We start from the raw sequence: 24,643 nt of genomic DNA on the forward strand, positions 1-24,643 counted from the left end.
ATACCTACCTCCTCCGCCTCGCGAGCACCAGGAGCCCGGCGACGGCGAGCGCGGCCCCAAACCCGGGGGACTGCGTCGGCGTCGGCGCGCCGCCGCTCTGGACCCGGAACTGCCCGACCTGTGCGGCTGAGGACGGCGGCGCCGGGGTCGTCGTCGGGACCGGGAGAGCGACCGGCGACGTGCCCTTCGCCGTGTCGAGGACTGTGCCGTCCGCGAGGACCACCTGCGGCGGCGGGGCCAGGGTGATCCGGCCGGTGCTGGTCGCAAACGCCGCCCCGCCCTCGACGAGCCTGATGCTGATCTGGTAGTCGTAGCCGTTCGGGACCGTGACGCTCACCTGCTTCTCGGCCGTCCCGGCGCCGACCGTCCCAAGCGGCCGGGACTCGCGGACGGCCGTGATCCCGGTCTGGAGGTTGACGACCCGGATCTCCATCGCGAGGTTCCCGGAGGAACTGCCGCCGTTCGCGATCGTAGTGATGATGTCGAGCGCGATCGGGTCGGCGTCGAGGTCAGGGGTCATGACGTCGATCCCGGAGACCGAGAGGAGCGAGTAGGCCAGCCGCTGCGCGACTACAGTCCTGTCCGGGAGGAAGACGTTCACCGACCCCGACTCCCGCATACGCCCGTCCTGCCAGACCGTCACCCAGATGTCGTACCGCCTGCCGTTCTCGAGCGTGAGCGTTATCTCCTCTCTTGCGGTCTTCCCCAACGTCAGGTTGCCGATGGGAAGAACCGTCTCCGTGACGACGACATCCGTCCCGGCCTCTTTTACGCTGACCTGAAGGTCGACGCCGCCCACCTCCGCATAGACCGCGTCGAGGTAGGGGACCACCACGACCGTAGTGACGTTTGACGGCGGCTGCCCCTCCGGGATGCTGACGTCAACGTTCCTGACCGTCACGTAGCCCGTCTGGGGCTGGGGCGACGTGCACCCGGCTGCGAGCACCAGGACTGCGAGCACGACGACCGCTGCCGCGCCGAATAACCGTTTCATACTGTATCAGGAGCACTTCGGACCCCCCCACAGAAAAGGCTTTCGGATCGTGGCCCGACAGGCACCAGGGGGCTGGAGAGACGTCGTCACCCGGAACCCGGGGCGCATAGGTCCGAATTTTTTCGTAGTCAACCATCGTTTTATCTCCGGTCCCCGCCCATATTCCGGCGTAGAGCGCCGAACAGGGGTCCGGCAGCTCGTGCCGCGCGGAGGCCGGCATGCCGGCGATCGCCGGATCCACGGCTGGTCTCCGGGCTCTTTGAGGAGGATCGCGGTCTCACAACGGTTGAAATCGTGCCTCCTCCCCGACGTGTAGACGTTTGTCACAGAAAACGTTAATAAGAAGATACCAAAGTTTGCAGTAGGCGCCGCCGGCCCGGCTCCGGCGGGACGTGATGAGATGATACGGACAGAGAACCTCACGAAGGTATACAACGGAAAGAAGGCCGTCGACGGCCTGGACCTCGAGGTCGGGGAAGGCGAGATCTTCGGCTTCCTCGGCCCGAACGGAGCGGGGAAGAGCACGACGATCCTGATGCTCACCGGGATGATCGAGCCCACCGGCGGGCGGTGCCTGGTCGACGGGATCGAGGTCGCGAAAGACCCGCTGAAGGTAAAGGAGATCATCGGCTACCTCCCCGAGGACGTCGGGTTCTACGGGAACATGACCGGCGAGCAGAACCTGGATTACTTCGCCCGGTTCTACGGGATGGACGCGAAAAAGCGAAAAGCGCGGATCGCCGAACTGCTCGAACTCGTCCACCTCGACGGGGTCACCCAGAAGGCCGGGGAGTACTCCCGCGGGATGAAGCAGCGGCTCGGGCTCGCCCAGGCGCTGATCAACGATCCTATTGTGCTCTTCCTCGACGAACCGACGGCGAACCTCGACCCCGAAGGCGTCCGGGAGTACCGGGACCTCGTCGAACGCCTCGCCGGTGAAGGAAAGACCGTCTTCGTCTCCTCGCACATCCTCTCCGAGGTCAGGGCGGTCTGCCGGACCGTCGGGCTGCTTGCAAACGGGAAACTCGTCGCGCAGGGGACGCTTGACGAGGTCGCCCGGACGCTCGCCCCCTCAGACGGCGACGTCGTCCGGATCGTCGTCGAGACCCGGGAGCACCTGCCGGATATCGAAGATCCCGAGATCCTCGCCGTCGAAAGGAACGGGAACCGGGCGGTCGTCCGGGCGAAGACCGACATCCGGGACCGGCTCACGGAGACCCTCTTTTCAGAGGGGCTTCACGTGCGGGAGATGCGGATCGAAGAGCCGGATATCGAGGACGTCTTCATGGCGGTCTACCGGAGGTGACGTATGGCGCTCGATCGATTGCTCAACGTAGCACGGAAAGAGTTCTCCGACCACATCACCAGCAGGCGCTTTGTTATCATCCTGGCCCTGTTCCTGGTGATATCCGCGGTCAGCATTCACGACGGCATCGAGAACTACAACAACAGCCTGGAATCATATAACGAGCAGCTCCAGCGCATGGAAGAGTTCGAAGACCCGTACTCGAGCTGGATGCCCGAGAAACCCTCGATCATGTACGTCTTCATCTCCATGATGAGTTACATGACGGCCCTCGGCGGCATCCTTGCTCTCGCCATCGGGTTTGACCTGGTCTCAAAGGAGAAGGAGTCCCGGTCGTTAAAGACCCTCCTCTCCCACCCGATCTACCGGGACGAGATCATCAACGGCAAGGTGCTCGGGGGCGTCGGCGCCCTGGGGTTCGCCATGGCGCTCTCGCTTGCCATCGCCATCGCCATGCTCCTCATCTTCTCGGTCGTCCCGACGGTGGACGAGTTCGCCGCCATTCTGGTCTTCGGGGCGGCCTCGCTCGGGCTTCTGCTCGCCTACTTCGCCATCGCCCTCACGATGTCGACGGTCGCAAAAGAGAGCGGGAACGCGCTGATCTACACCCTGGTGATCTTCGCCATCGTCTCATCGCTCCTTCCCATGCTCGGGATGATGGCCGCAGACGCCCTCGCGGGCGACCCGCCGGAGGCGCCCGAGATGGGCCCCATGGGAAAACAGGTCGTGGGGACTGCGAGCAGCGGGGGGTATTTCGTCAGCACCGCCTCGCAGAGCGTGGTATACGGCGGAACCGAAGATCCGGCGTGGAGGGAGTATGAAGAGGAGATGAAGACGTATATCGAGAAACGGAGATTCATCAACGACATTTCAAACCTCCTCTCGCCGCAGATGAACTACTACACCGTCGCGATGGCGGTCACGAACCCCCGGATCGCCCTGATGATCTCCTCCTATACCGATGCTGGCGTGCAAGAGGAGCCCGGCAGCCTTGCCGAAGCCCTCGGCCGGGTCTGGATGAACATCGCCGCGCTGATCGTCTTCCCGTCGGTCTTCTTCGCCGCGACCTACGTAAAGTTCATGCGGATGGATATCAGGTGAGATGATGACCGGGAGAAGAATATTCATCCTCTTTGCCCTTCTCGTCGCGACATCGTTCGTCACAGGGGCGTCGGCCGCATCGGAGGGAGCGATGTCCACGGAGATCCGGTGCGACTTCCCGGGCGAGCTGATCGAGGCGGGCGATGCCGCCGTCTTCGATCTTGCGGTCACGAACCGGGGGGATACCGGCACGTTCCTCCTCAACTACTGGACGTTCCGCGGGACCGATGGGTGGAAGATCCGGTTCGAGGACGGGGATCGCGAGGTCTACCGGATGCTGATCCCGGCCGGCGAGACAAAGCCCGTCCGCCTGGTGGTGGAGACCTCGGGCCATGCTGCGGTGGGAGAGTACCCCATCCGGGTCGGTATCGGCGCAGGGACGGTCTGGGTCTACGTCAGGGTCACGGAGACCCACAGCGGCGAGACCGGAACCCTCGAACTCACGGTGGTCGATAAAGAAGGAAACGTCGTGAAAGGCGCAGATGTCGCCGTCTACGACGGCGATAACCGGGTCGAGGGGATGCTCACGACCGCCGAGGGGAAGGTCTCCATCGGCGCCCCGATGGGCATCTACACGGTCAGGGTCGCCAAGCCCGGCTACCGGTCGTGGGACGAGGAAGACGTCGAGATCCGGATCGGTAAGACGGCCGACCTCGGCATCGTGCCGCTCGACAAGGAGAACTTCTTTGCCGAGATCCGCGTAAAATCCCCGTCGCGGATGGCGGCGATCGGCTCGAACCCGCAGTACGAGATGATCTTAAAGAACGCCGGCAGAAACGACGATACCTACACCCTCGCCGTCGAAGGGCTCCCCGAGCAGTGGTATGCCCGGTTCAAGGAGACCCGCGACGCCACCGAGGAAGTCTCGGAGATCTACGTTCCGGCCGGTGAAGAAAAGGCCCTGTTCCTCGATTTCATCCCGCCCTACTCGGTCGATATCGGCGAGTACAACTTCACGGCGGTCATCGGTTCGGCCGCCCGGGAGTACGAGGAGAACCTGACGCTCCGGCTCCGGGGGTCGTACAACATGCGGACCTATGTAAAGAGTTACCGCCACGATATCAACCGCGGCGAGACCCTCACGTTCGATATGACCGTCTCCAACGCCGGCGTCGGGGGAGCGCTGACGAAGATCGGGATCAACATGAGCGCGCCGCAAGGGTGGCGGGCGACCGTCGACCCGGCCTCGATCGCGAGCCTCGAGCCCGGCGAGCGGGCGACGGTGCAGGTGACGGTGGTCCCGCCGGCCGATATCGTCGCCGGCGAGTACAAGGTCATCGCCCAGGTGAAGAGCGATCAGGCCGAAGGAGAGGACGAGTTCCGGATCGTCGTGGAGGAGCAGTCCTACGTCGCGATCCTCGGCCTCCTGGTGATGGCCGGGGTCGTCGCAGGGCTCTGGTACATGTTTAAGAAGTATGGGCGGCGGTAGGCCCCCTCTCTTTTTGCCCGGCTCCGTTCACTCGAACCGGGCGCCGCCTTCCGGCACCGTAAGTTCGAACCGGGCGCCGCGCCCCGGTTCGCCGGTCTCCCGGATGGCGATGGCGGTGATCGAGAGGACCTCGCGTACAAGAAAGAGCCCGAGCCCCGTATGCTGGCCGAACCCCCGCTCGAATATCCGCTGCTTATCGGCGTAGGAAATCCCCACGCCGTTGTCCTCCCAGATTATCCGCGCCCCCCCGCCGCTCTCCGGCACGGCCGTGACCCGGATCTCCGTCACGCCCCCGCCGTGCCGCAGCGTGTTGTCGAGGAGGTTGGTAAAGACCGTCGAGAGAAGCGGGTCCGCGTAGACGGAGACGCCGGCAAGATCTCTCTTGATCCTGATCCCTAGCGGCTGGAGGATCTTCACCGCCATCGATACCAGGGGGTCGATGCTGGACCACCGGGGGGAGTGGGCGCCGAGGTCCTGGTAATCCCGCGTGAACTCTATCTGCGACTGGATGATATCGACGGCGGTCTGCTGCTTCTCAAGGGCTGCGGCGACGACCGGGTCGAGCGGCTGTTCCTGGAGGAGGGCGATATGCCCGAGAATCACCGTGACCTGGTTTAAGATATCGTGCCGTATGATGCTGTTCATCAGCGTGAGCTTCTTGTTGGCCTCGATGAGCGCCGCCTCGGTTCGCTTCCAGGCGTCGATGTCGTGGACCGCGTACTCGATCGCGGCCAGACGCCCGTCGTCGGCGTAGACCGGGATCGGGCAGACCTCAACCCAGGTGTAGCCACCGTCTCTCCGGAGCACCCTGACGGTGTACAGCCGGGCGGCATCCGGCTCCAGAAGATGGGCCAGAGTCGCCTCCCGGTCGTCGGGGTGGAGAAGCCCCTCGATGAACTCCGGGTCGCCCAGGTGCTTTCCGGGCGGGTAGCCGGTCAGGCGCTCCCAGGAGGGGCTGATGTACTCGATCGCCGGCGGTGTCGTCGTTGCACGGATGTAGCAGTCGTGCGACCGCTCCACGAGAGTCCTGAACCTCTCCTCGTTCTTCTGGAGGCGTTCGTGCGCACGGATCCGGGAGAAGAGGTCGGCGACGAGGTTGCCGACGACCTCGAGCAGCGTGACGTCCTCGTCCGACCAGGTCCGGGTCTTCCGGGCGGTCTCAAACCCGATGGCCCCCATGACCTCATCAGCGGTCGCGACCGGGACCAGGGTGATTGACCGGACCCCGAACTCCTGGAAGAACGCGCGTTCCGCTGATTCTGCCGGGAGAGCGGCCACGTCGGGGATGCAGATCGGTTTCCTGGCCTCGATCTGCTTCATCGCCCAGGCGATGACGTCGGCCGGCAGGTCCTGCAATACGTCGATCTGCGGTTCAATCCCTTCCGCACACCACTCATGGATCTCTTTCACGCGGGCGAGGTCGCCATCGAAGCAGAAGATGTAACTCCGGTCGAGATCGAAGAGCGAACCGAGCACCCGGAGCGTCTCGTTCAGGGCGTCGTTCAGGTCCGCCGGGTCCAGGGCGATGAACCGCGCGGAGATCGAACTTACCATCCGTTCGAGTTCTATCCGGCGCCGGATCCGTGCTTCCATCCGTTTCGACTCGGTGATATCCCGGAAAGACTTGATCGCGCCTGAAACCTTCCCCTGTGCGTCGTAGAGCGCCGCCGCCTTTCCCCAGTGGTAGGTCCCCTCTCCGCCGCCGGGTGACGGGATGTGGATCTCCCGGAAGATACCGTCCTGCTGCCTGTCATAGAGGGGGGTCTCTGCGAACAGTGGGTAAAGCAACCCGGATGTCAATGCGGAGATCGTCCTTGCCTCTGAACCGATGATCCGGTTCTTCAGGACCCCGGTCACCGACTCGATCGCCCGGTTCCAGATGATCACCTTCCCGTCGCGGTCAAGCACGAACGTCGGGTCGGGAAGAAAATCGATGATGCCCCGGAGAGTTGCCTGGTAATCCTCCATCTCGCGGCACTGCGCCGCGAGCGACCCCTGGCTCGCCAGCGCCTCCTCGAACGCTGCGGCCATCTGTTCGTTCGCCGCGCTGAGCTCCTCCTCGTATCGTTTCCGGTCGGATATGTCGATCATCGACGCGACGGAGCGATCCGTTCCGGGGATCTTCCCGACCGTCATGTGCATATCCCGCTCTCTTCCTGCCCGGTCGACCATGCGGAACTCGTAGGTCCGCGGCGCCGAAGCGGGGTCCACCCGCCGTTGCCGGTGGTACCTCTTGAGCCGTTCCAGGTCCTCTCCGGCGACGATGGCCGTCCAGGGCAGTTTCCCTTCCACTTCTTCCCGGGAATAGCCGGTGAGAGACGCAAACTCGCTGTTTGCAAGGGAGATCATCATGTCCCCCTCGATAATGATGGTTGCGGAGCCGGTATGCTCGAAGATGCTCTGGTAGAGGTCCCGGGACCACTGCACCTCCGTCTCGGCCTGTCCCCGCCGGACCCCCTGGAGGATCATGCTCCGGAGTTCCGCAAACTGGGCGGAGGGGTTGCCGCCTTTCTGGAGATAGAAGTCCGCACCGCTGTTGATCGCCTCGATGACGACCTCTTCGCGGCCGCGCCCGGAGAAGATGATGAACGGTGTCCCCATACCGCGCTTGCGGACTGCTTTTAAGAACTCGATGCCGTTCATCTCCGGCATCTCGTAATCGACGACGACGGCGTCGTATTGGGTTTGCAAAAGCATATCCAATCCCTTCACCGGCGATGCCGTCGTCTCCACGTGCATATCTCCGGCTCGTTCGAGGAAGAGCCGGGTGAGTTCGAGAAGGGCCGGCTCATCGTCGACCGCGAGAATGCGGAACATCACACTTCCTGCTAACGGAGACATTAACGATAAGAAGCATAAGCATTGTGATCCGGGATTTATTCTGAAAATAGAATGATATCGTCATCTTTCCGGCAGATCCGCGCATATCCGGCCCCCCGGTACTCGCCGGAAGGCCGCCGTCGCCGGCACTGGCCGGGTTCGAAGGCGGGGCATGAGGAGCGCCGGGCCGTCACTCGATATACGAGAGGACCTTGCGCTTCACTGCCCCTTTGCTCGCGATGGTGCTGTAGGCCCACCGTGCAACCCTGCCGAAGAGGTCCTGCCGGCTCACCTCCAGGAAGAGGGTGAGGGAGGGGTTGAACTTGGACTTGAAGAGGTTTAAGTTCTCGTTGTTCGCCCCGACGTTCTCCATCTGCCGGTATCCTCCCTCCTTTGCCTGGCCGAGGAGGAGCCACTGGAGAAACTCGTTGCCCGGCAGGGTCGTCATCTTCGGGGCTCCCATCCAGAGGGTGAAGGCCTTGTATTCCTGGGTGGCCTGCACGCCCATCACGGCGCCATCGGCGTCGTAGAGGTAGTAGAGCCCGAGTTCGTCGGGATACGCCCGGTAGAGGTCCTCGAAGTAACGTCGGCTGATCATCGGGATATTCATCTCCGGCTCGCTGAACCGTTCCGCAACCGTCGAGTAAAAGATCGAGAGGTCGGTGCTCTTCTCGAAGCGGTAGCCGCTCTTCTCCACTTTCCGGAGTTTGGTCCGGAGGTTCGAGGAGAACCCGTCCCAGATCGCCGCGAGCGGCGGCGAAAGGTCGATGACGTACGAGAAGTGGATCCGGGCATCGTAGCCCTCCTGGAGAAACTGCCGGACGTCGATGAACCCCGGGACCTGGGTTATCGCGAGGTAGTTCGGGGCCAGGACCGCGAGTTCGGCCTCGATCTCGTCCGCAACCGCCTTGAGCATCGACTCCTTCTTGCTCTGTTTGGCCGTATCGTAGCGGCGGCCCATAACAAACCCCAGATACGGTATCACCGACTGGAGGGGGGGCGGCGAGAGGAGGACGGTGACCCCGTGCATCTGCTTTCGGAAGAGCGGGAAGATGCAGATCAACTCGTTGCCCTTGAAGACCCCGTAAGGGAGGAAGGTGAAGCCGGTATGCTCCTCTGTAATCTTCATGAAGTTCCACTTGTGGAAGAGGCGGCCCGAGGCGCTCTCGTCTACAAACGTATCCCAGACGTCTCCATCATCAATAAGCCGCGTTGTCACCGCTTTCCCCCCCGCTTCTATCTCTCTGCTGATTCTGCCGAAGTATTCGTGACCTCGAATATATACGTTTCCTTCGGGGAGGACGGTCGCTCCCCGGTACCGGGTATCCTTTCCCGGGAAGGGGCGGCTCCGGGGGAATGACAATCTTCAAATCGCCCGGGACACCACATAACTTGCGTATTCATCCGTGGACGCTGGACTGCCCGGGCCTTGCCCGAGAAGACCTGCTTGCGGTCTCTCCACGGATCGGGATGGGCGACGCCGGCTGCCTGGAGCGTGCGGCCGGTCCTAGAGGAGATGAGAAGAGGAATGCAGGTTCGGGTCAGGGCGTTTGCCCGGTTGCGAGAGACGATCGGGGGAGACCTCACGCTGGAGGTCCCCGAGGGGGCGACGATGAGCCGGCTGCTTGCGGCGGTCGGTGAGACCTCAAAAGAGGCAGGGGAGACGCTCTTTGAGGAGAACGGAGAGCTTCGTGGATACGTGATACTGATGCACAACGGCAGGCGCCTTCGGCGTGCGGAGACCGGGACGCTTCCCCTCGCCGACGGCGACGAGGTCGCGCTCTTCCCGCCGGTGGCGGGCGGGTGACGGAGGAGACCGGAATGATCAGCGTAACCAGAGACGATTTTGACGTGAACGCCGTGATCGACCGGGTGAGACGGCCCGGTATGGGCGCCCTGGTCACCTTCCTCGGTGTCGTCCGGGACGACGGGATCGACGTGATGGAGCTTGAGGCCTACGAGGAGGTCGCGGTGAAGGAGATGGAGACGATCCGGGACGAAGCGTTTGAGCAATACCCGATCGAGGCCGTCGAGATCATTCACCGGGTAGGACGGCTCCGTGTCGGGGAGAAGATCCTCCTCATCGTCGTCGGCGCCGGACACCGGAAAGAGGCTTTTAGCGCCTGTGAGTACATCATCGACCGGATCAAGCAGAGCGTGCCGATCTGGAAGAAGGAGATCGGGAAAGACGGCGAGCGCTGGGTGCCGGGCGAGTCGTCCGGGGGCGACGCATGATCCGGCTGCAATCGTGCCGGAAGGCCTACGCGAAGGAGACCCAGCGGTGTATCCCGCCCGAAGTGACGCTCGAGCGGGCGAAGGCGAGACTTCCCGCGGCGGGGATCACCCGGGTCGCCGATATCACGAACCTGGACCGGATCGGCATCCCGGTCTTCTCGAGCATCCGGCCGACTGCCGAGGCGGGAGCGATATCGGTCTACAACGGGAAAGGCGCCACCCCCATCGAGGCGGAGGTCTCGGCGATGATGGAGGGGATCGAGCGCTACTCGGGCGAGATGGACGGCAGGGAGACCGTCATCGGACGGTACAGCGAGGTCTCGGCCGAAAGGACGGCGCTCGACCCGGCGGCCCTGATCCTCCCTGAGAGGGTCCCGGCCGATCTCGTGGTCCCCTGGGTCGAGGGCTACGACATCGTGCGGGACGAGGAGGTCCTCGTCCCGGCCCACGCGGTCTTCCACCCCCTCCCGCTGACCTGCGGCCGCCTCTTCCGGACCAACACCAACGGGCTTGCTTCCGGCAACACCCTCGAAGAAGCGACCTTCCATGCCCTGATGGAGGTGGTCGAGCGCGACGCCTGGTCGCTTGTCGAGGTGACCAGAAACACCGGCCCCCGGATCGAGGGGGTCGACGACGGTCTTGCCGCCGACCTGCTCGCAAAGTTCGCGGCCGCCGGCGTCGAGGTCACGCTGAAGGATATCACGAGCGATATCGGTATCCCCACGGTGGCCGCGGTCGCCGACGACGTGGTGCTCCGGGACCCGGCGCTGCTGACGATCGGGATGGGATCCCACACGAGCGCCCGGATCGCGGTCCTCCGGGCGTTGACGGAGGTCGCGCAGAGCAGGCTGACCCAGATCCACGGCGCGAGAGAGGATACCGATACTGCGGACGTCAGGAAGCGGATCGGCTACGACCGGACGAAACGGCTGAACCGGCACTGGTTTGCGGAGAGCGACGCGGTCGAGTTTGCGGAGATGCCGTCGTTTGACAGCGACGACTTCCTGACCGACATCCGCCACGTTACCGGCCGGCTCGCGGCGGCCGGGCTCTCCCGGGTGGTTGTGGTCGACCTCACCCGGCCGGAGATCGGCATCCCGGTCGTCCGGGTGATCGTGCCGGGGCTCGAGATGTATGCGATGGACCAGGACCGGATGGGGGGGAGGTGCCGTGACGCGCGGAGTCGTCGTCTTCCTCGGTCCCAGTTGTGACCACGCGACCGCCCGGGCGGTTCTCGACGCCGAGTACCGCCCTCCGGCGAAACGGGGCGACATAACCCGGGCCGTCGAAGACGGGGCCCGGATCATCGGGCTCATCGACGGGGTCTTCTTCCAGGACTGCGCCGTCGCCCACCGGGAGGTTCTCGCCGCGCTCCGTGCCGGGGTGCGGGTCGTCGGGGCCTCCAGCATGGGAGCGCTCCGTGCCGCGGAACTCGACAGCCTCGGGATGGAGGGCGTCGGGGAGATCTACCGGGCCTACCGGGAGGGGAGGCTCGTCGCCGACGACGAGGTGGCGCTCCTCTTCGATCCCGAGACGTATGTGCCGCTCTCCGAACCGCTCGTGAACATCCGGGCGACCCTGCAGGAGGCGCTCGCGTCCGGGGTGATCGGGGCCGATACCGCCCGGACGCTCCTCGACGCCGCCCGGGGCCTCTACTTCCCGGACCGGACCTACGATATGGTCGTCGAGGCGGCGGAAGGAAAGGCCGACCCGGAGGACCTCGCCCGATTTCTGGCGTTTGCCGGGGAGCATGCCGTCGACAGGAAGCGCGAGGACGCGCTGCTTGCGCTCGAATACATCAGGGATCTCGCCGGAGGCGTTGAACCGCCCGGTTCAATGGTCTCACCCGGGTCATCGTAGGAATATATCGCCGGCCGGACCGAGTTCTGTATACCGGCACGGGTTCACTCCCGGCGCAAAAGGGGCAGCGCGACGACCGGGGTGACCCACCTCCCGCCGTCGCACCCGGGAGTGCCGGCCGGACCACACAGATGTGCTCAAAGGAGCAAGTGCCCTGAAGATCGCCCGGGTAACGGCGATACCCACGCGAACGTCAGAAACCGGGCCCGCGACCGGATGCACCCCGGAACGGGACCCGCGATGCCGGCGGGGAGAAGAGCGTACCTCGTACACACCTATCCTGACCAGAACGATATCTCCCGGGGCGGCACAACCCCGGGAGGTCTCCCCGGCCGTCATCCATGCCACGCATCCGCTGCCTGAAGGGCTGCCGTTGCGCGTCCCGTCGTTGAGCCCCCGGCGAGAGCGGGGAGGTCCGCGAAGTCGCCGCGCAGCACTTTCAGGGCGTACTTCTCCCGGTCGATCTCCTTTCTCGTGCGGAACCCCAGCCGCCGGAGGACCTCGAGCGGCGGACACCATCCCTGCACGGCGTGCTGCAGAAGGAACGGCAGGACAAGACCCGGCAGGATCAGCCACCGCCGGTCACGGAAGACCCCAAGCGCAAGCCCCGTCATCCCGAAGAATGCCGCGTTCGCCTCCAGCGCCCGCTCGACGTCCCATTCGCGGTCCAGTTCACGGATTCGTCTGGTTATCGCGAAGTTGTCCTCTCCGGCAAACTGCCTGATACTCCCGGCGATCTCGCGATCGATCCGGGCGTTGATCCCGGGCGGCGTGTTCTTCCGCACCCTGTCGGCTGTCATACCCGATCACCTGCAGCGCGTGAACACACCCGATGGGGAAGAATGTTACGGCTCGGCGGCCCTGCGTGATCCTCTGACCGGGATGGCCGGCAGCACCGGGCAGGGGAGAGCATGCGGGACTTCACACGGGAACACATATATGTGTAAAAAATTATTTACATATGTTGACATTATCTTTCAGCGCCCTCCCCGAACTGGCGCGGCTGCTCTCCCTGCTCGGGAACGAGCAGCGGCTCGCCGTACTCGGGGCGATCGCGGCCGAAGAGAAGTATGCCCGCGAGATTGCCGAAGAACTCGAAATATCGCGCCCGCTGGCTGCCATCTACCTGCGGCAGCTGGAGAAATTCGGTCTCGCGGAGGGGGTCAGCCGGACATCGGACGAACCACCCTACCTCCGGAGGTACTACCGTGCGGTGCCGTTTGAGGTGGTGCTGAACCTGGACGTGATTATGTCATTAGAGAGGTCAAAAGATGAAACAGGATAGGTGGAAACTCTATCTGAAGGCGCTCTGGGGCGCCGTCATCGTGCTGCTCGTGATCAGCAGCCTTGTCGCCGGCTTGCTTGGCGGTTCGAACTCCTTGAATGCCGTGCTTGCCGGATCCGCCTACGTCATCATTAATCTTGGTATTCTGACGCTGCTCCTCATCATCGTCGTAAGGCTCAAGGAGTGGATCGAAGACCAGATAGCAAGTGCGGCGGGACAGAAGAGCGGTGCGGCCGGCGGGGAACTCCAGATGCTGCGGCAGTCAGTGGAACGGATCGAGGCGAAGGTGGACAGGATCGAGAAGGTCCTTGACGGGATCTCTGAGTGAGGTCGCCGTGTGCCCTAAAAAATGATTGGTGGGTGTATGAAGGACGTGCAGCGGCGCGTCTAAGGGCATGACAGACGAGGCGCAGGCAGGGTTCCATCGCGCAGAATGCCTGGCCACATAGTAGTAAGAATTCCTTACATAATAATGTTTATCTTTTATAACAAAAAATGTGTTTTGTAGCAACTTCCCGGTACCGAAGGTCGCTACCGGAAACCGCCCGCCTCCCGCCGCTTGAGCGAGAGCCGTTCTGCCAGCCATGCGATACGGTCGCGACGTGCCTCTTCATCCAGGTAGTGCCCCGCGTCGTACCACGCGATCGACTTCGGATCGCTCGCCCGCTCGAAGAACTCCCGGGACTGCTCCTCCGTGAAGACCTCGTCGCGAAGAGCGGACTGGAAGAGGAGCGCGGCGGGGGCGGCCCGGCCGACCCATACCGCCGGGTCGACCTCCGCGAGCGTCCGGCGGTAGTCGTCGAGCCGCTCGCCCTGCAGGTCGGGCAGGTTCACGGCGGCGACGTCGGCAAACCTCCCGGTGCCCGCCATCAGGACCGCGGCCGAGAGCCGTCGATCAACGCCGGCGAGCACCCCTCCGACGAGCGCCCCGAAACTGTGGCCGACGAACCCGATCCGGAGCGGCTCGACGTCCGGCCGCGCAAGAAGGAGGTCGACTCCCCGGCGAAGGTCAATCACCGTCCGGATATGCTCGCGCACCGCTTCCCCGGGGTCCGTAACCGCCCGGCCCCAGGCCGCTACCCCGTCATCGGCCCAGGGGGCATCGACCAGGAGGGAGACCGCACCCATCCCGGCAAGAGTCACGGCCTCGGCGAGGAACGTGGCCCGGCTCCCGGGCCCCGGGTGGAGGAAGAGGATGCCGGCGTGGTGCGACTGATCGGGGGTCGGGGCCACCAGATAGGCCCGGACCCAGCGGTCCGGAGCGGCCTGATACGTCAGGTCGCGGATCGTCACATCGATGCCGGTCGCCCTGGCGCCGGGCGGTTCCCCTGCGTCGTAGTCGAAGAGCGAGCGGGCGTTCTCAACGGGTCTTCCCATGATGCACCTTTTGGACCCGCCGGCTGATAAATTCGGCGCCCGCAGGGAGCAAGCGGCTACAGGCCTCTCTGCCCTGCTCCGAATGGAAGGTTTTTCTACCCTGGCACCCCTTCCTTCAAGAGGTGATTCTATGGCGATTGATTGGTATGAAGAGTTTGTTGACGTAACCCATACCCCCGGCCCGGACGAGCTGGTAGCCCTCTACTACTTCGAGCCGGCGGAGGGGATCAGCAGGGAGGAGGCGGTGGGGAGGATCGCGTCCGAGAGTTCGACCGGGACCTGGACCACGCTCTTTACCATGCCGCCCCGGATGCGCGACCTCCAGGCGAAGGCGTTCGAGATCGAGGGAAATTATGTGAAGATCGCCTATCCCCTTGCCCTCTGGGAGGAGGGGAACGCTGCCCAGCTCTTGAGCGGCATCGCCGGGAACATCTTCGGCATGAAGGCGCTCAACAATCTCCGGCTGATCGATGCCTCGCTCCCGGCCGACTACCTCCGGCACTTCAAGGGGCCGCACTTCGGCATCGAGGGGGTCCGGGAGATGATGAAGGTCCGCGGCAGGCCGCTCACGGGTGCGGTGCCGAAGCCGAAGGTGGGGTTCACGGCCGAGGAACACGCCGCGGTCGGCTACGAGACCTGGATGGGCGGGTTCGACTTTGTCAAAGACGACGAGAATTTGACCTCCCACTCGTTCAACCGGTTCGAGGACCGTGTCCGGGCGATGACGAAGATGCGGGATAAGGCCGAGCAGGAGACCGGCGACGTGAAGTCCGCGTTCATCAACATCACGGCCGATACCGGGACGATGGAGAAGCGGGCGAAGATGCTCGCGGACTCCGGCTGGAACTACGCGATGATCGACGTCGTGGTTGCCGGGACCGCCGCCGTCGCGACCCTCCGGGACTACTGCTCCGACCTCGGGCTCGCCATCCACGCCCACCGGGCGATGCACGCGGCATTCGACCGGGACGAGAAACACGGGATCACGATGCAGTTCCTGGCGAAGATGATGCGCCTTGTCGGTGTTGCGCAGATCCACACCGGGACAGCGGTCGGGAAATTGGTCGGCACGCGGGCGGAGGCCACCCTGCTTGCGGATATGCTCCGGGAGCAGCGCACGTTCGCCGTTGACCACATGGCCCTCGACCAGGACTGGGGCAGCATCAAGAGCGCGTTCCCGGTCTCGTCGGGCGGGCTCCACCCCGGCCTCGTGCCGGACATCCTCGATATCTACGGCACGGAACTCGTCCTCCTGGTCAGCGGCGGCATCCACGGCCACCCGAAGGGGACGCGGGCGGGCGCAGAGGCCACGATGCAGGCGATCGAGGCCTGGAAGGACGGGGAAACTCTCGACGAGAAGGCGAAGAAGGCCCCGGCACTCAGGGGTGCGCTTGAGAAGTGGGGCTACTATAAGCCCAAATAATCACTCTTTTCGTATCGACTCTGCGAGTCTCACGAGCCCTTCCCGGAACTCGTCGATGTAGCCCTGCATCGAGAGGCTGCCTTCGGGGAACGGGCAGTCGATATCGTAGAGCCGCTCGATCATCGGGTCGGAGGGGAGCAGGTCGACGGCGATCCCCGTCTCTTCCGAGGCCTCCGCCATCGCCTTGCGGAACGGCCCGATGCAGTAGGCGAGCCGGTGCCGGTAGGTCTCCCGGGTCTTCTTGAGGTACCCCTTCAGGCGGTAGACCTCGATCCGGTGGAAATCCCGCCGGATCCGCTCGTCCATGGTCTTGCCGAGCATGTAATGGTAGTTCTTGTAGGGGTACATCAACTCGAGCTCCGCGGGGACCGTCCCGCAGGTGCCGAAGATGACGATGTGGTACTCCTCCGGGGCGAGGACGCCGTCGATGAGCCGCCGGAAGAGTTTATGGCTCGGGCTCTGGCTGTAGGGTTTCCGGACGGAGCAGGGGAGGAAGAGGCCGATCTCCTTTGGCGCAACCACGTACTCGTCGATGATGAACCGGTAGGCGTCTTCAAACTCCTCCCGGTAGAACGGGGGGTCGAAGATCTCGATAGGGTTCCCGTGCCGGTCCCGGACGATTTCGACGACCCGCCGGGGGGCAGCCGCACCTCGCACTATCCGGTCCTCCTGCACGGAGATGCGTTCCTCATCAAGTCTCTACCGTTGGACCGGAAAGAGCAAAAATCTGACCCCGTCCTGACGCTTCACCCGCGGGATATCGGGGAGCCGGAGGAGCGCCCGGATGCCGAAAAGAGGCGCACCGGCTAAGACGACCCTTGATGCCCTGGCGGTTCACCGGGCTTCTCTGGCCCGGGTGCGGAGCAGCCGCTTCATCCCGTGCGGTCGGGGGCCGCACTGCCGGACCCCTGCGGGCAAAAACAGAATGTATAAATAGTATCATCCCATATACTCTGTATTGTTCGTACATACACGGACGATATGGCAACCGGCCCCGGGCCGGGAAGTTGCAGAACAAAAAAAAGGAGAATCAACCATGAATACCAAAGACTTCCAGAAGATCATCACCAACGCTATCGACAGCGAAGTAGAGTCGTATACCTTCTACAAGTCGGTCTCCGAGAGAGTCGGCGACACAAGCCTCAAGACTCTCTTCCTCGACCTTGCCGAGGAGGAAAAAGGCCACCGGGAGTACCTGCAGGGCATTCTGCTCCGTGGTGCGGACGAGATGCGCTTCGTAGCGGCCCGTGACTACAAGGTCACCGACGCCATCGACGAGCCCGCGCTCTCGGTCGACATGAAGCCGCTCGACGGCCTGCTTCTCGCCGTCAAGAAGGAACTTCAGGCTGCACAGATGTATACCCAGCTTGCCGCCGCCTCTGCGGATGCAGGACAGAAGATGGTCTTTGAGCAGCTCGCGAACATGGAGAAGGGGCACAAGGCCCGGCTCGAGGATCTCTACACGAACATGGCGTATCCCGAGGCGTGGTAACCCCCGCCTCAAACCCTTTCCTCACCTCGCTCTTGTGCCGGCTCACCCGTTTTGCGTGCTCCCCGACGACGTTCTCTTTCTGCCGGCGCCGCCGCCGGACCGTCCCGGCGGCACCCGTTCACCCGGGACGATGCGGCGAACACTATATATGTCCATGAACGCATGCAGTGCAGAACCGTAAATCTGCGGGGAACGGCAGGGACCGGGAAGCCGGACGGCGGTGCAGCCGCTTATCTACCCGGACCTGCCCGGTCCATCTCCGCTGCTCCGGGGGTATGCCGGTATGCAGAACGTGATACTACGACAGAAGAAGACCATCCGGGATGTCGACGTGCGGGGGAGGCGGGTGCTCGTCCGCGCCGATTTCAACGTGCCGCTCGACGAAGACGGCACCATCGCCGACGACACCCGCATCCGGGCCAGCCTGCCGACGATACGCTACCTCTGCGAGCAAAACGCGCGGGTCATCCTCTGCTCCCACCTGGACCGGCCGAAGGGAGTGGTCGAGGAGCGGTTACGCCTCGCCCTCGTGGCGAACCGGCTCTCCGTCCTCCTCGACCGGCCGGTCGTCGCGCTCCGGGACTGCATCGGCCCCGAGGTGGAGAGCGCGGTCGCGGGGATGAGCGGCGGGGATATCGTCCTCCTCGAGAACCTCCGGTTCCACCCGGAGGAGCGAGCGGACGACCTGGCCTTTGCGAAGCACCTCGCCGGCCTCGCGGAGGTCTACGTCAACGACGCCTTCGGGGCCTCCCACCGGGCTCATGCCTCGGTCGTGGGCGTCCCGGAACACCTGCCGGCGGTGGCCGGGCTCCTGCTCGAAAAAGAGGTGAAGACCTTCAGGCGCATCCTGGAAGACCCCGAGAGACCGTTTGCCGCCGTCATCGGCGGGGCCAAGGTGAGCGACAAGTTAGAAGTCCTCGAGAACATCATCTCCCGGGTGGATCTTCTCCTCATCGGGGGAGGCATGGCGGCCACGTTCCTTGCAAGCCGGGGCTACGGGACCGGCATATCGCACGTCGAGACCGACCGCCTGGACGCCGTCAGGGCGATCTCCGCACAAGCGACAGAACTCGGTCTCCGCCTCCTCCTGCCCCGGGACATCGTCGTCGCGGAGAGGCTGGAGGCGGGTTCGCCGACCCGGGTTGTACCTGCAACAGAGATCCCGGACGGCTGGCTCATCGCCGATATCGGACCCGGGGCGGCCGACGAGTTCAGCCACGAACTGAGCAGATGCCGGACTGTCGTCTGGAACGGGCCGATGGGGGTCTTCGAGGTCCCGGCGTTTGCGGAGGGGACGCGCCGGATTGCCGCGACCCTCGCCAATCTCCGCGGCACCACGGTTGTCGGCGGCGGATCGACCGCGGATGCGGTGGTGCGGTTCGGGCTTGATGACCGGTTGACCCACGTCTCGACGGGCGGCGGGGCCGCGCTCACGATGCTTGCAGGGAGACCGCTTCCCGGCGTCACGGCGCTCGACGATGCGGAGGAGCCGTGAAACGGATCGGCATCCTGACGAGCGGCGGCGACGCCCCGGGGATGAACGCCTGCATCCGGGCGGCGGTGCGCACCGCGCTCGCCCACGACCTCGTCATTGTCGGGATACGCCGGGGGTATACCGGGCTCATCGCCGGCGATACGGTGCCGCTCGACCGGAAGGCGATCCGAAACACCATCCACCTGGGCGGCACGATCCTCGAGACCTCCCGGAACAAGGACTTTTACACCCGGGAAGGACGGCTCAGGGCGGCGGCGGCGATCGAGCGGATGGGGCTTGACGGCGTCATCCTGATTGGGGGTGAGGGGACGTTCCATGGCGCAACCCTGCTCGCCGCCGATACGGATACGGCGGCGCTCGTGGGGGTGCCGGGGAGCATCGACAACGACGTCTACGGGACCGACTACTGCATCGGGTTCGATACCGCGGCGAACTGTGCCGTCCAGGCGATCGACCGCATCCGCGACACGGCCCGGTCTCACGAGCGTCTCTTCTTCATCGAGGTGATGGGGCGGACGGCCGGGTTCCTCGCGCTCGAGAGCGGTATCGCCGGCGGCGCCGAAGAACTGGTCATCCCGGAAGAAGAGGTCTCGATCGACCGGATAAGCGATCGCATACGTGAGGGGTTCATCGTCGGGAAGAAGAGCGCGATCGTGGTGGTGGCGGAGGGAGAGGCGCCGGGCATCTCCTTTCGGATTGCACGGGAGGTCGGGGAACGCCTTGCCTTCGACTCCCGCGTCGTCGTTCTCGGCCACCTCCAGCGGGGCGGGCCGCCGACGATGCGCGACCGGGTGCTCGGGAGCCTTCTCGGTGTCGCCGCCATCGAGGCGCTGCTCGAGGGCCGGAGCGGGTGCATGGTGGGAGAGAGAGGCGGCGACCTGACGTGCACCCCGCTTGAAGATACCTGGCAGAAGAAGAAACCCCTTGACGAGGACTTAGTGCGGATCTTTTCGTTCCTCTCGGAATAGGCGGGGTGCCCGGGCCGGAAGGTCCCTCGCCCTATGGGAACACCGCCCGGACCCCACCAAAAATGGGCAGGACGTTGAAAACTACCCGGGTGAATGATGCGGATGTATTTGCGAACGTTTCGCTGCTCTGTGGATCCCCTTATTTGTCCATGACGGCAACCAGTCTGCCTCTTACGCCGCCTGCTTTGAGTTTTTCCAGGCCCGCAGGGATATCATCGAACCCGATCTCGGTGACGTCCGGCTTGAGGTTGCCCGATGCCATCATCGTGTAGACGCTGGCGATATCGTCGACGTTGCCGCCCTGGCTGCCGAGTATGGTAACCTCTTTCGTGATCAGGGGCATCGTGTTGAGGGTGGTCTCCAGTTTTGCCATGCCGACCAGGACCACGCGGCCGTTGACGCCGACTGCCTCGAGGGCGTCCGCAGTTGTCTTACCGGCCCCGGCAAAGTCGACGATGACGTCCAGGTCGACGTGCTCGGCGACCTCGCTGATCGTTGAGTATGCGGCCTTGCATCCGAGTTTCATGGCCTCTTCCCGTGCGACGGGGTTCCGGGAAGCCGCGTATACGTTGGCGCCCTTGAGGACGGCAACCCGGGTGCCGATCTGGCCCAGGCCACCGATGCCGATGATCCCCATGTTGATGCCGGGCTTAGCCCCGCCCGCCACGGCTACCGCATGGTGGGAGGTCATCCCCGCGTCCGTAGCGGCCGCAGCATAGGGGAATGACACATTATCGGGAATCGGGACCAGCATCTCGACCGGAGCGGTCGACTTCGTGGCGTAGCCGCCGTCCCGGCCGTATCCCCCGCCGTATCCATCCTTGGTGGGCATGGGGCAGACGCCGACTCTATCTCCCACGTTGTATCCGGTGACGCCTTCGCCGACCTCGGTGATGACGCCGGCGTATTCGTGACCGATGATGAGCGGATACTTCATCAGCGCCAGCCACTTCTCATCCTCCATTGCGCCGACGTCCGAGTGGCAGAGCCCGCAGGCTTTCACATCGAGTGCTACGTAACCGGGTTTCGCGACCGGATCAGGTTTTTCAACAAGTCTCAGCGGTTTATGGGTGTAGGTAAATTCCCATCCTTTCATCATAGTTATGCTCTCCTCGTTTCAGCTGCTCCATCCTGTCCGGACGTGCAGTCTCGCGATCCAGCACCTACAATCACAATCCCGCCCAGATATCCGGTCATCCCATGACGTTTCCCCGGCGGCCGGGTTCGAGCGAAGATGCTGGTCGTTCCTGCCGTTGCCGGGGCGCGGGGTCCAGCCCGTCCGCCCGCCCGGCAGGGTTTGTTCGTCTTCTCTACGTTACCACGCAGACCAGCCGGCATCCGCCGGGACGACTGCGCCGTTGACCAGGCTCGCCTCGTCCGATGCGAGGAAGAGAGCCAGGTTCGCGATCTCCTCGGCCTTACCCATACGCGGGTTGGCCCCGACACCGGCGGAGACGAGTTCCATCCCCTCAGGGTGGCTGTGGGTCGTCCGGGAGAGTTCCACCATCTCGGTTGCGACGTAGCCGGGCGCGATGATGTTGGACCGGATGCCCTTCCTGGCATACATGTAGCCGGTGTTCTTTGCGAGCCCGAGGCTCGCGTGCTTAGATGCCGTGTAGGCGGCCCCGCTGTGCCCGCCGTGGGTCCCACCGATGGATGAGACCGTGACGAAGGCGCCCTTGTTGAGTCCCTCGGCGTCGCCGGGGTTCTTGAGCATCACGGGGAGCGCGGCGCGGAACATGTACATCGGGCCGTCGACATTGACGGCAAAGACCTGCTCCCACGTCTTATCGTCGAGGTCTCCGACCGGGGCCACCCTGTCCAGGCTGCCCGCGTTGTTGACGACGATGTCAAGCTTGCCGAACTCTCGGACGGCAGTCTTCACGGCGTTCTTGACGTCCTCTTCCTTCGCGACGTCGCCGGAGACGGCAATGGCCGTGCCGCCTTTCCTGACGACCTCGTCGATGACGCCCTGGAGTTTCTCCTTCCTCCGTGCAATGGCAATGACTTTCGCGCCTTCCGCGGCAAAGCGCTTCGTGATTGCCGCACCCATCCCGGAGCTCGCTCCAGTTACAATTGCTACTTTTCCCTCAAGTCTTCCCATGATAACTCCTCCTTTGCACTGGTATTCGGATCACTTCGAGTCGCAGGCGCGGCCCTTGTCAAGGCCGGTGATCCGGATGCCGCCGAACTGGCACTTGTTCTTGATGTTGAGGCCGATCAGGAGCGGCGTGATCTTCTCGATGATACAGGCCCGCTCGAGTTTGCCGCAGTCGACGACCTTGATCCCCGGGATCTTCTCGATCAGCGGGGTCACGAGCTCCTTGGCCGCCTTATCGTCGCCGGAAATGAGACAGTCGCAGTCGATCGGTTCGTTCAGCTGCATCCACCAGGTCTGGGAGATGTTGTTGAACGCACAGATCACCTTCGCGTCCGGCAGGATCGACTGGGACCGTTCCGCGGCGGACCCCTCGGGGAGGTCGATGTACTTCGTCGCCGACCCGCCGATGCAGGACTCCAGCGGTCCGGTCGCGTCGAGCAGGGGCTTTCCTGCGGCGCCTTCCTTGATCGAGAGCAGCGTGTCCTTCTGGGCCGCGAGCGGCACCGTGAGGACCAGGACGTCGGCGGCTTTCGCCGCGTCGGGGTTCGTGGCCGCCCTGATGTTCGGGATGTCGCCGAGAAGCTCCTTGACCTTGTCGACACCGGCCTGGGCTTTGTCAAGCGTCCTCGAGCCGATGATGACGGTCTCTCCTACCTGTGCAAACCGGAGGGCGATCCCGAGACCCTGACCCCCTGTTCCGCCGATTACTCCAATTGTCATGTCGTTCACCGTTCTGAATTTGTGTTTGTTCTCGTGTTCGTCTCGCTATACTTACATACAGGTGTAGCCACCGTCGACGACCGTGGTCGTCCCCGTGGTGTAACTCGCTTCGTCGCTTGCCAGGTAGACGATGGCCGGGTTCAGCTCGCCGTCCCGCCCGTTCCGGTTCATGGGGACCATGGCCTTCACGTAGGCCTGCCATTCCGGGGACTCGAGCGCGGACTTCGTCAGCGGCGTCGGGAAGAACCCGGGGCAGATCGCGTTCACGGTGATGTTGTACTGTGCCAGTTCGACCGCCATCTGGCGGGTCACGTTGACCACGCCGCCCTTTGCTGCCTGGTAACCGACCGTCGACGCCGTGGCGCCGACGAGGCCGTACATCGAGGCTGTGTTGATGATCCGGCCGTAGTTGTTCTTGACCATCACTTTCGCGAACTCGCGGGCCACCTTGAAGACAGCCGTGAGGTCTACGGCGATCGTCGATTCCCAGCCCTCGTCGGAGTACTCCAGGAACGGCGCCATGTGGGCGTTTCCCGCGTTGTTCAGCAGGATGTCCACTTTACCGTATTCCTTGACGATCTCGCCGACCGCGTTCTTGATCGACTCGGTGCTCGTGACATCGCACTGCACCGCCAGGCACCGGACGCCGAGGGCACGGATCTCCGCGGCGACTTCGTCCAGCTTCTCTTTTCTCCGTGCCATGATGGCGATGTCCGCACCCTGGCCAGCCAGGGCCTTTGCCATCTGCACGCCGATACCCGATGATGCGCCTGTTACGGCCGCAACGCGACCGTGTAAGTCAAACATTGGCATAGTTCTCTCCGATTGGTTACTCAAGAATTACTGCGGGCTTGATCAGATCTTTTGGCTTCTCGTGCATCAGCAAAAGGGCCTCCTCGATATCCTCGAAGTTCGTGAACCGGTGCGTGATCAGCCTGCTCGGGTCGATCCGCCCGGCCTTGACGAGGGCGGCCAGCCGCTCCATTCTCGCCCTTCCGCCGGGGCAGACATCCCCTTTGATCGTCTTGTTGGCGAGGCCTGCGCCCCATGCAGCGAGCGGAATGGGGATCGACTCGGCATGCTCCATGGCGTTGATGTTCCCGAGCGTGCCGCCGGGCTGCAGGACCTCGATCGCCTGGCCGATGGTCTCAACACCGCCGCCGGCCGTGATCGCGGCATCCACTCCCGCACCGTCGGTCAGGTCCATGATCTGCTTGACCGTATCGCCGTTGTGGTAGTCGATGATCTCGGTCGCCCCGTACGCTTTAGCGACCTGCACGCAGTTCGGCCGGCTCCCCACAGCGAGGATCCGTGCAGCCCCGAGCAGGTGCGCACCGGCGACGGCCATCAGCCCGACCGGCCCGATCCCGAAGACGGCGACCGTCGACCCGAGCTGGACGTTGGCCATCTCGGCACCGTAGAAGCCCGTGGTCATCATGTCGCCGATCATGACGGCCTGGTCCAGAGTCACCCCGTCGGGAAGCAGCGCGAGCTGGGCGTCGGCGTCGTTGACGTGGAAATACTCTGCGAACACACCGTCTTTCTGCGTGCAGAACGGCATACCGGAAGCCATCCCGTCGCAGTGCTGGGCAAAGCCCCGTTGCGAGGGGACACGCAGGTAGTTGGGGGTGATTGCGGGGACGATGACCCGGTCGCCGGGCTTGAAGTCCCCGACCTCGTTGCCTACTTCCTCGACGATACCGACAGCCTCGTGGCCCATGATGCGGTCGGGGGGCATGTAGTCGCCCATGTCGCCCCAGATCATATGCAGCTCCGAGGAGCACGGGGCGATGGCCAGCGGCCGAAGAATAGCGTCCCGCGGCCCGGCAACGGGCCTGTCTTTCTCGACCCATCCAATCCTGCCTTTACCAGTTCTTGCAAGGCCTTTCATTCAGTCACCTGTATATGATTGAAAGAAGAGTACGGCTGCCCATATAATTTCGTTTTACTGAGAATCACTAGGGTGCAAGATTTATATGATATTACGAGAGCCAGTCCCCCTGGCCCCTCTCTCAGCGATGAGCCCCTCCGGGGATC

General features: G+C 63.9%; 24 protein-coding genes. 13 read left to right on the forward strand and 11 right to left on the reverse strand.

Features of this window, described 5'->3' with window-relative positions:
- Nucleotides 1-4 precede the first annotated feature (4 nt).
- Nucleotides 5-994 (reverse strand): DUF7490 domain-containing protein, encoded by a 990-nt coding sequence (locus BRA49_RS09690; protein ID WP_292385585.1) that lies wholly within the window; start codon nt 992-994, stop codon nt 5-7.
- 400 nt (nt 995-1,394) lie between these two features.
- On the opposite strand from BRA49_RS09690, the gene BRA49_RS09695 reads away from it, so the two are divergent.
- From BRA49_RS09695 to BRA49_RS09705, 3 genes are read left to right on the forward strand one after another with little or no spacing between them, the layout of a single operon-like run.
- Nucleotides 1,395-2,300, forward strand: a complete 906-nt coding sequence (locus tag BRA49_RS09695) for an ABC transporter ATP-binding protein (protein WP_292385587.1) — start codon at nt 1,395-1,397, stop codon at nt 2,298-2,300.
- A 3-nt stretch (nt 2,301-2,303) separates the two neighbouring features.
- The gene (locus BRA49_RS09700; protein WP_292385589.1) at nt 2,304-3,401 is read left to right on the forward strand and encodes an ABC transporter permease; all 1,098 of its coding nucleotides are present in this window, start codon (nt 2,304-2,306) and stop codon (nt 3,399-3,401) included.
- A gap of 4 nt (nt 3,402-3,405) precedes the next feature.
- Entirely contained in the window at nt 3,406-4,830 is a 1,425-nt protein-coding gene (locus BRA49_RS09705; RefSeq protein WP_292385591.1) for an NEW3 domain-containing protein, read from the forward strand.
- Between the two features lie 27 nt (nt 4,831-4,857).
- Here the strand turns inward: BRA49_RS09705 and BRA49_RS09710 are convergent, their stop codons facing one another.
- Entirely contained in the window at nt 4,858-7,647 is a 2,790-nt protein-coding gene (locus tag BRA49_RS09710; protein ID WP_292385593.1) for a PAS domain S-box protein, read from the reverse strand.
- Between the two features lie 193 nt (nt 7,648-7,840).
- A complete protein-coding gene (locus tag BRA49_RS09715) occupies nt 7,841-8,869 on the reverse strand; it encodes a GNAT family N-acetyltransferase (RefSeq protein WP_292385595.1) in 1,029 nt (342 codons plus the stop codon).
- Nucleotides 8,870-9,178: 309 nt separating this feature from the next.
- Between BRA49_RS09715 and BRA49_RS09720 the strand changes: the two genes are divergently transcribed.
- The 4 genes from BRA49_RS09720 to BRA49_RS09735 are packed head-to-tail and all read left to right on the forward strand — an operon-like array spanning nt 9,179 to nt 11,745.
- On the forward strand, nt 9,179-9,457 hold the full coding sequence (locus BRA49_RS09720) for a ubiquitin-like small modifier protein 1 (RefSeq protein ID WP_292385597.1): 279 nt from the start codon (nt 9,179-9,181) through the stop codon (nt 9,455-9,457).
- A gap of 14 nt (nt 9,458-9,471) precedes the next feature.
- Nucleotides 9,472-9,885, forward strand: a complete 414-nt coding sequence (locus BRA49_RS09725) for a molybdenum cofactor biosynthesis protein MoaE (protein WP_292385599.1) — start codon at nt 9,472-9,474, stop codon at nt 9,883-9,885.
- The gene (locus tag BRA49_RS09730; RefSeq protein WP_292385600.1) at nt 9,882-11,096 is read left to right on the forward strand and encodes a YcaO-related McrA-glycine thioamidation protein; all 1,215 of its coding nucleotides are present in this window, start codon (nt 9,882-9,884) and stop codon (nt 11,094-11,096) included. The genes BRA49_RS09725 and BRA49_RS09730 overlap by 4 nt, the downstream gene beginning before the upstream one ends.
- Entirely contained in the window at nt 11,056-11,745 is a 690-nt protein-coding gene (locus BRA49_RS09735) for a TfuA-related McrA-glycine thioamidation protein (protein ID WP_292385602.1), read from the forward strand. The genes BRA49_RS09730 and BRA49_RS09735 overlap by 41 nt, the downstream gene beginning before the upstream one ends.
- Nucleotides 11,746-12,080: 335 nt before the next feature.
- Here the strand turns inward: BRA49_RS09735 and BRA49_RS09740 are convergent, their stop codons facing one another.
- A complete protein-coding gene (locus tag BRA49_RS09740; protein WP_292385604.1) occupies nt 12,081-12,545 on the reverse strand; it encodes a hypothetical protein in 465 nt (154 codons plus the stop codon).
- Nucleotides 12,546-12,706: 161 nt separating this feature from the next.
- Between BRA49_RS09740 and BRA49_RS09745 the strand changes: the two genes are divergently transcribed.
- Nucleotides 12,707-13,030, forward strand: a complete 324-nt coding sequence (locus BRA49_RS09745; protein WP_292385606.1) for an ArsR/SmtB family transcription factor — start codon at nt 12,707-12,709, stop codon at nt 13,028-13,030.
- A complete protein-coding gene (locus BRA49_RS09750) occupies nt 13,017-13,358 on the forward strand; it encodes a hypothetical protein (protein ID WP_292385608.1) in 342 nt (113 codons plus the stop codon). The genes BRA49_RS09745 and BRA49_RS09750 overlap by 14 nt, the downstream gene beginning before the upstream one ends.
- 203 nt (nt 13,359-13,561) lie before the next feature.
- Here BRA49_RS09750 and BRA49_RS09755 read toward each other — a convergent pair whose 3' ends face one another.
- Complete coding sequence (locus BRA49_RS09755; protein ID WP_292385610.1) at nt 13,562-14,407, reverse strand: alpha/beta hydrolase; 846 nt, start codon at nt 14,405-14,407, stop codon at nt 13,562-13,564.
- A gap of 130 nt (nt 14,408-14,537) precedes the next feature.
- Between BRA49_RS09755 and rbcL the strand changes: the two genes are divergently transcribed.
- Entirely contained in the window at nt 14,538-15,830 is a 1,293-nt protein-coding gene (gene rbcL, locus BRA49_RS09760; RefSeq protein WP_292385613.1) for a type III ribulose-bisphosphate carboxylase, read from the forward strand.
- On the opposite strand, the gene BRA49_RS09765 is transcribed toward rbcL, so the two are convergent.
- On the reverse strand, nt 15,831-16,487 hold the full coding sequence (locus BRA49_RS09765; RefSeq protein WP_292385614.1) for a DUF5591 domain-containing protein: 657 nt from the start codon (nt 16,485-16,487) through the stop codon (nt 15,831-15,833).
- A 379-nt stretch (nt 16,488-16,866) separates the two neighbouring features.
- Here BRA49_RS09765 and BRA49_RS09770 point away from each other — a divergent pair, with 379 nt between their 5' ends.
- The 3 genes from BRA49_RS09770 to pfkA all read left to right on the forward strand — a co-directional run bounded on the left by BRA49_RS09770 (nt 16,867) and on the right by pfkA (nt 19,785).
- The gene (locus BRA49_RS09770) at nt 16,867-17,322 is read left to right on the forward strand and encodes a ferritin-like domain-containing protein (RefSeq protein ID WP_292385615.1); all 456 of its coding nucleotides are present in this window, start codon (nt 16,867-16,869) and stop codon (nt 17,320-17,322) included.
- A gap of 220 nt (nt 17,323-17,542) precedes the next feature.
- Nucleotides 17,543-18,817: a phosphoglycerate kinase gene (locus BRA49_RS09775; protein WP_292385617.1), complete on the forward strand. Its 1,275-nt coding sequence runs from the start codon at nt 17,543-17,545 to the stop codon at nt 18,815-18,817.
- Nucleotides 18,814-19,785: a 6-phosphofructokinase gene (gene pfkA / locus BRA49_RS09780; RefSeq protein ID WP_292385618.1), complete on the forward strand. Its 972-nt coding sequence runs from the start codon at nt 18,814-18,816 to the stop codon at nt 19,783-19,785. Before BRA49_RS09775 ends, pfkA begins: the two co-directional genes overlap by 4 nt.
- A gap of 139 nt (nt 19,786-19,924) precedes the next feature.
- Here pfkA and BRA49_RS09785 read toward each other — a convergent pair whose 3' ends face one another.
- The 5 genes from BRA49_RS09785 to BRA49_RS09805 all read right to left on the reverse strand — a co-directional run bounded on the left by BRA49_RS09785 (nt 19,925) and on the right by BRA49_RS09805 (nt 24,497).
- Nucleotides 19,925-20,884, reverse strand: coding sequence for a zinc-binding dehydrogenase (locus tag BRA49_RS09785; RefSeq protein ID WP_292385619.1), 960 nt, complete (start codon nt 20,882-20,884; stop codon nt 19,925-19,927).
- A 216-nt stretch (nt 20,885-21,100) separates the two neighbouring features.
- Nucleotides 21,101-21,889, reverse strand: a complete 789-nt coding sequence (locus BRA49_RS09790; RefSeq protein WP_292385620.1) for an SDR family oxidoreductase — start codon at nt 21,887-21,889, stop codon at nt 21,101-21,103.
- A 30-nt stretch (nt 21,890-21,919) separates the two neighbouring features.
- Nucleotides 21,920-22,606, reverse strand: a complete 687-nt coding sequence (gene npdG / locus BRA49_RS09795; protein WP_292385622.1) for an NADPH-dependent F420 reductase — start codon at nt 22,604-22,606, stop codon at nt 21,920-21,922.
- A 51-nt stretch (nt 22,607-22,657) separates the two neighbouring features.
- The gene (locus tag BRA49_RS09800) at nt 22,658-23,419 is read right to left on the reverse strand and encodes an SDR family NAD(P)-dependent oxidoreductase (RefSeq protein ID WP_292385624.1); all 762 of its coding nucleotides are present in this window, start codon (nt 23,417-23,419) and stop codon (nt 22,658-22,660) included.
- A gap of 16 nt (nt 23,420-23,435) precedes the next feature.
- Complete coding sequence (locus tag BRA49_RS09805) at nt 23,436-24,497, reverse strand: NAD(P)-dependent alcohol dehydrogenase (protein ID WP_292385625.1); 1,062 nt, start codon at nt 24,495-24,497, stop codon at nt 23,436-23,438.
- Nucleotides 24,498-24,643: the final 146 nt, after the last annotated feature.

Origin of the sequence: Methanoculleus sp. UBA430 (genome assembly GCF_002506585.1) — an archaeon.
GTDB lineage: Archaea > Halobacteriota > Methanomicrobia > Methanomicrobiales > Methanoculleaceae > Methanoculleus.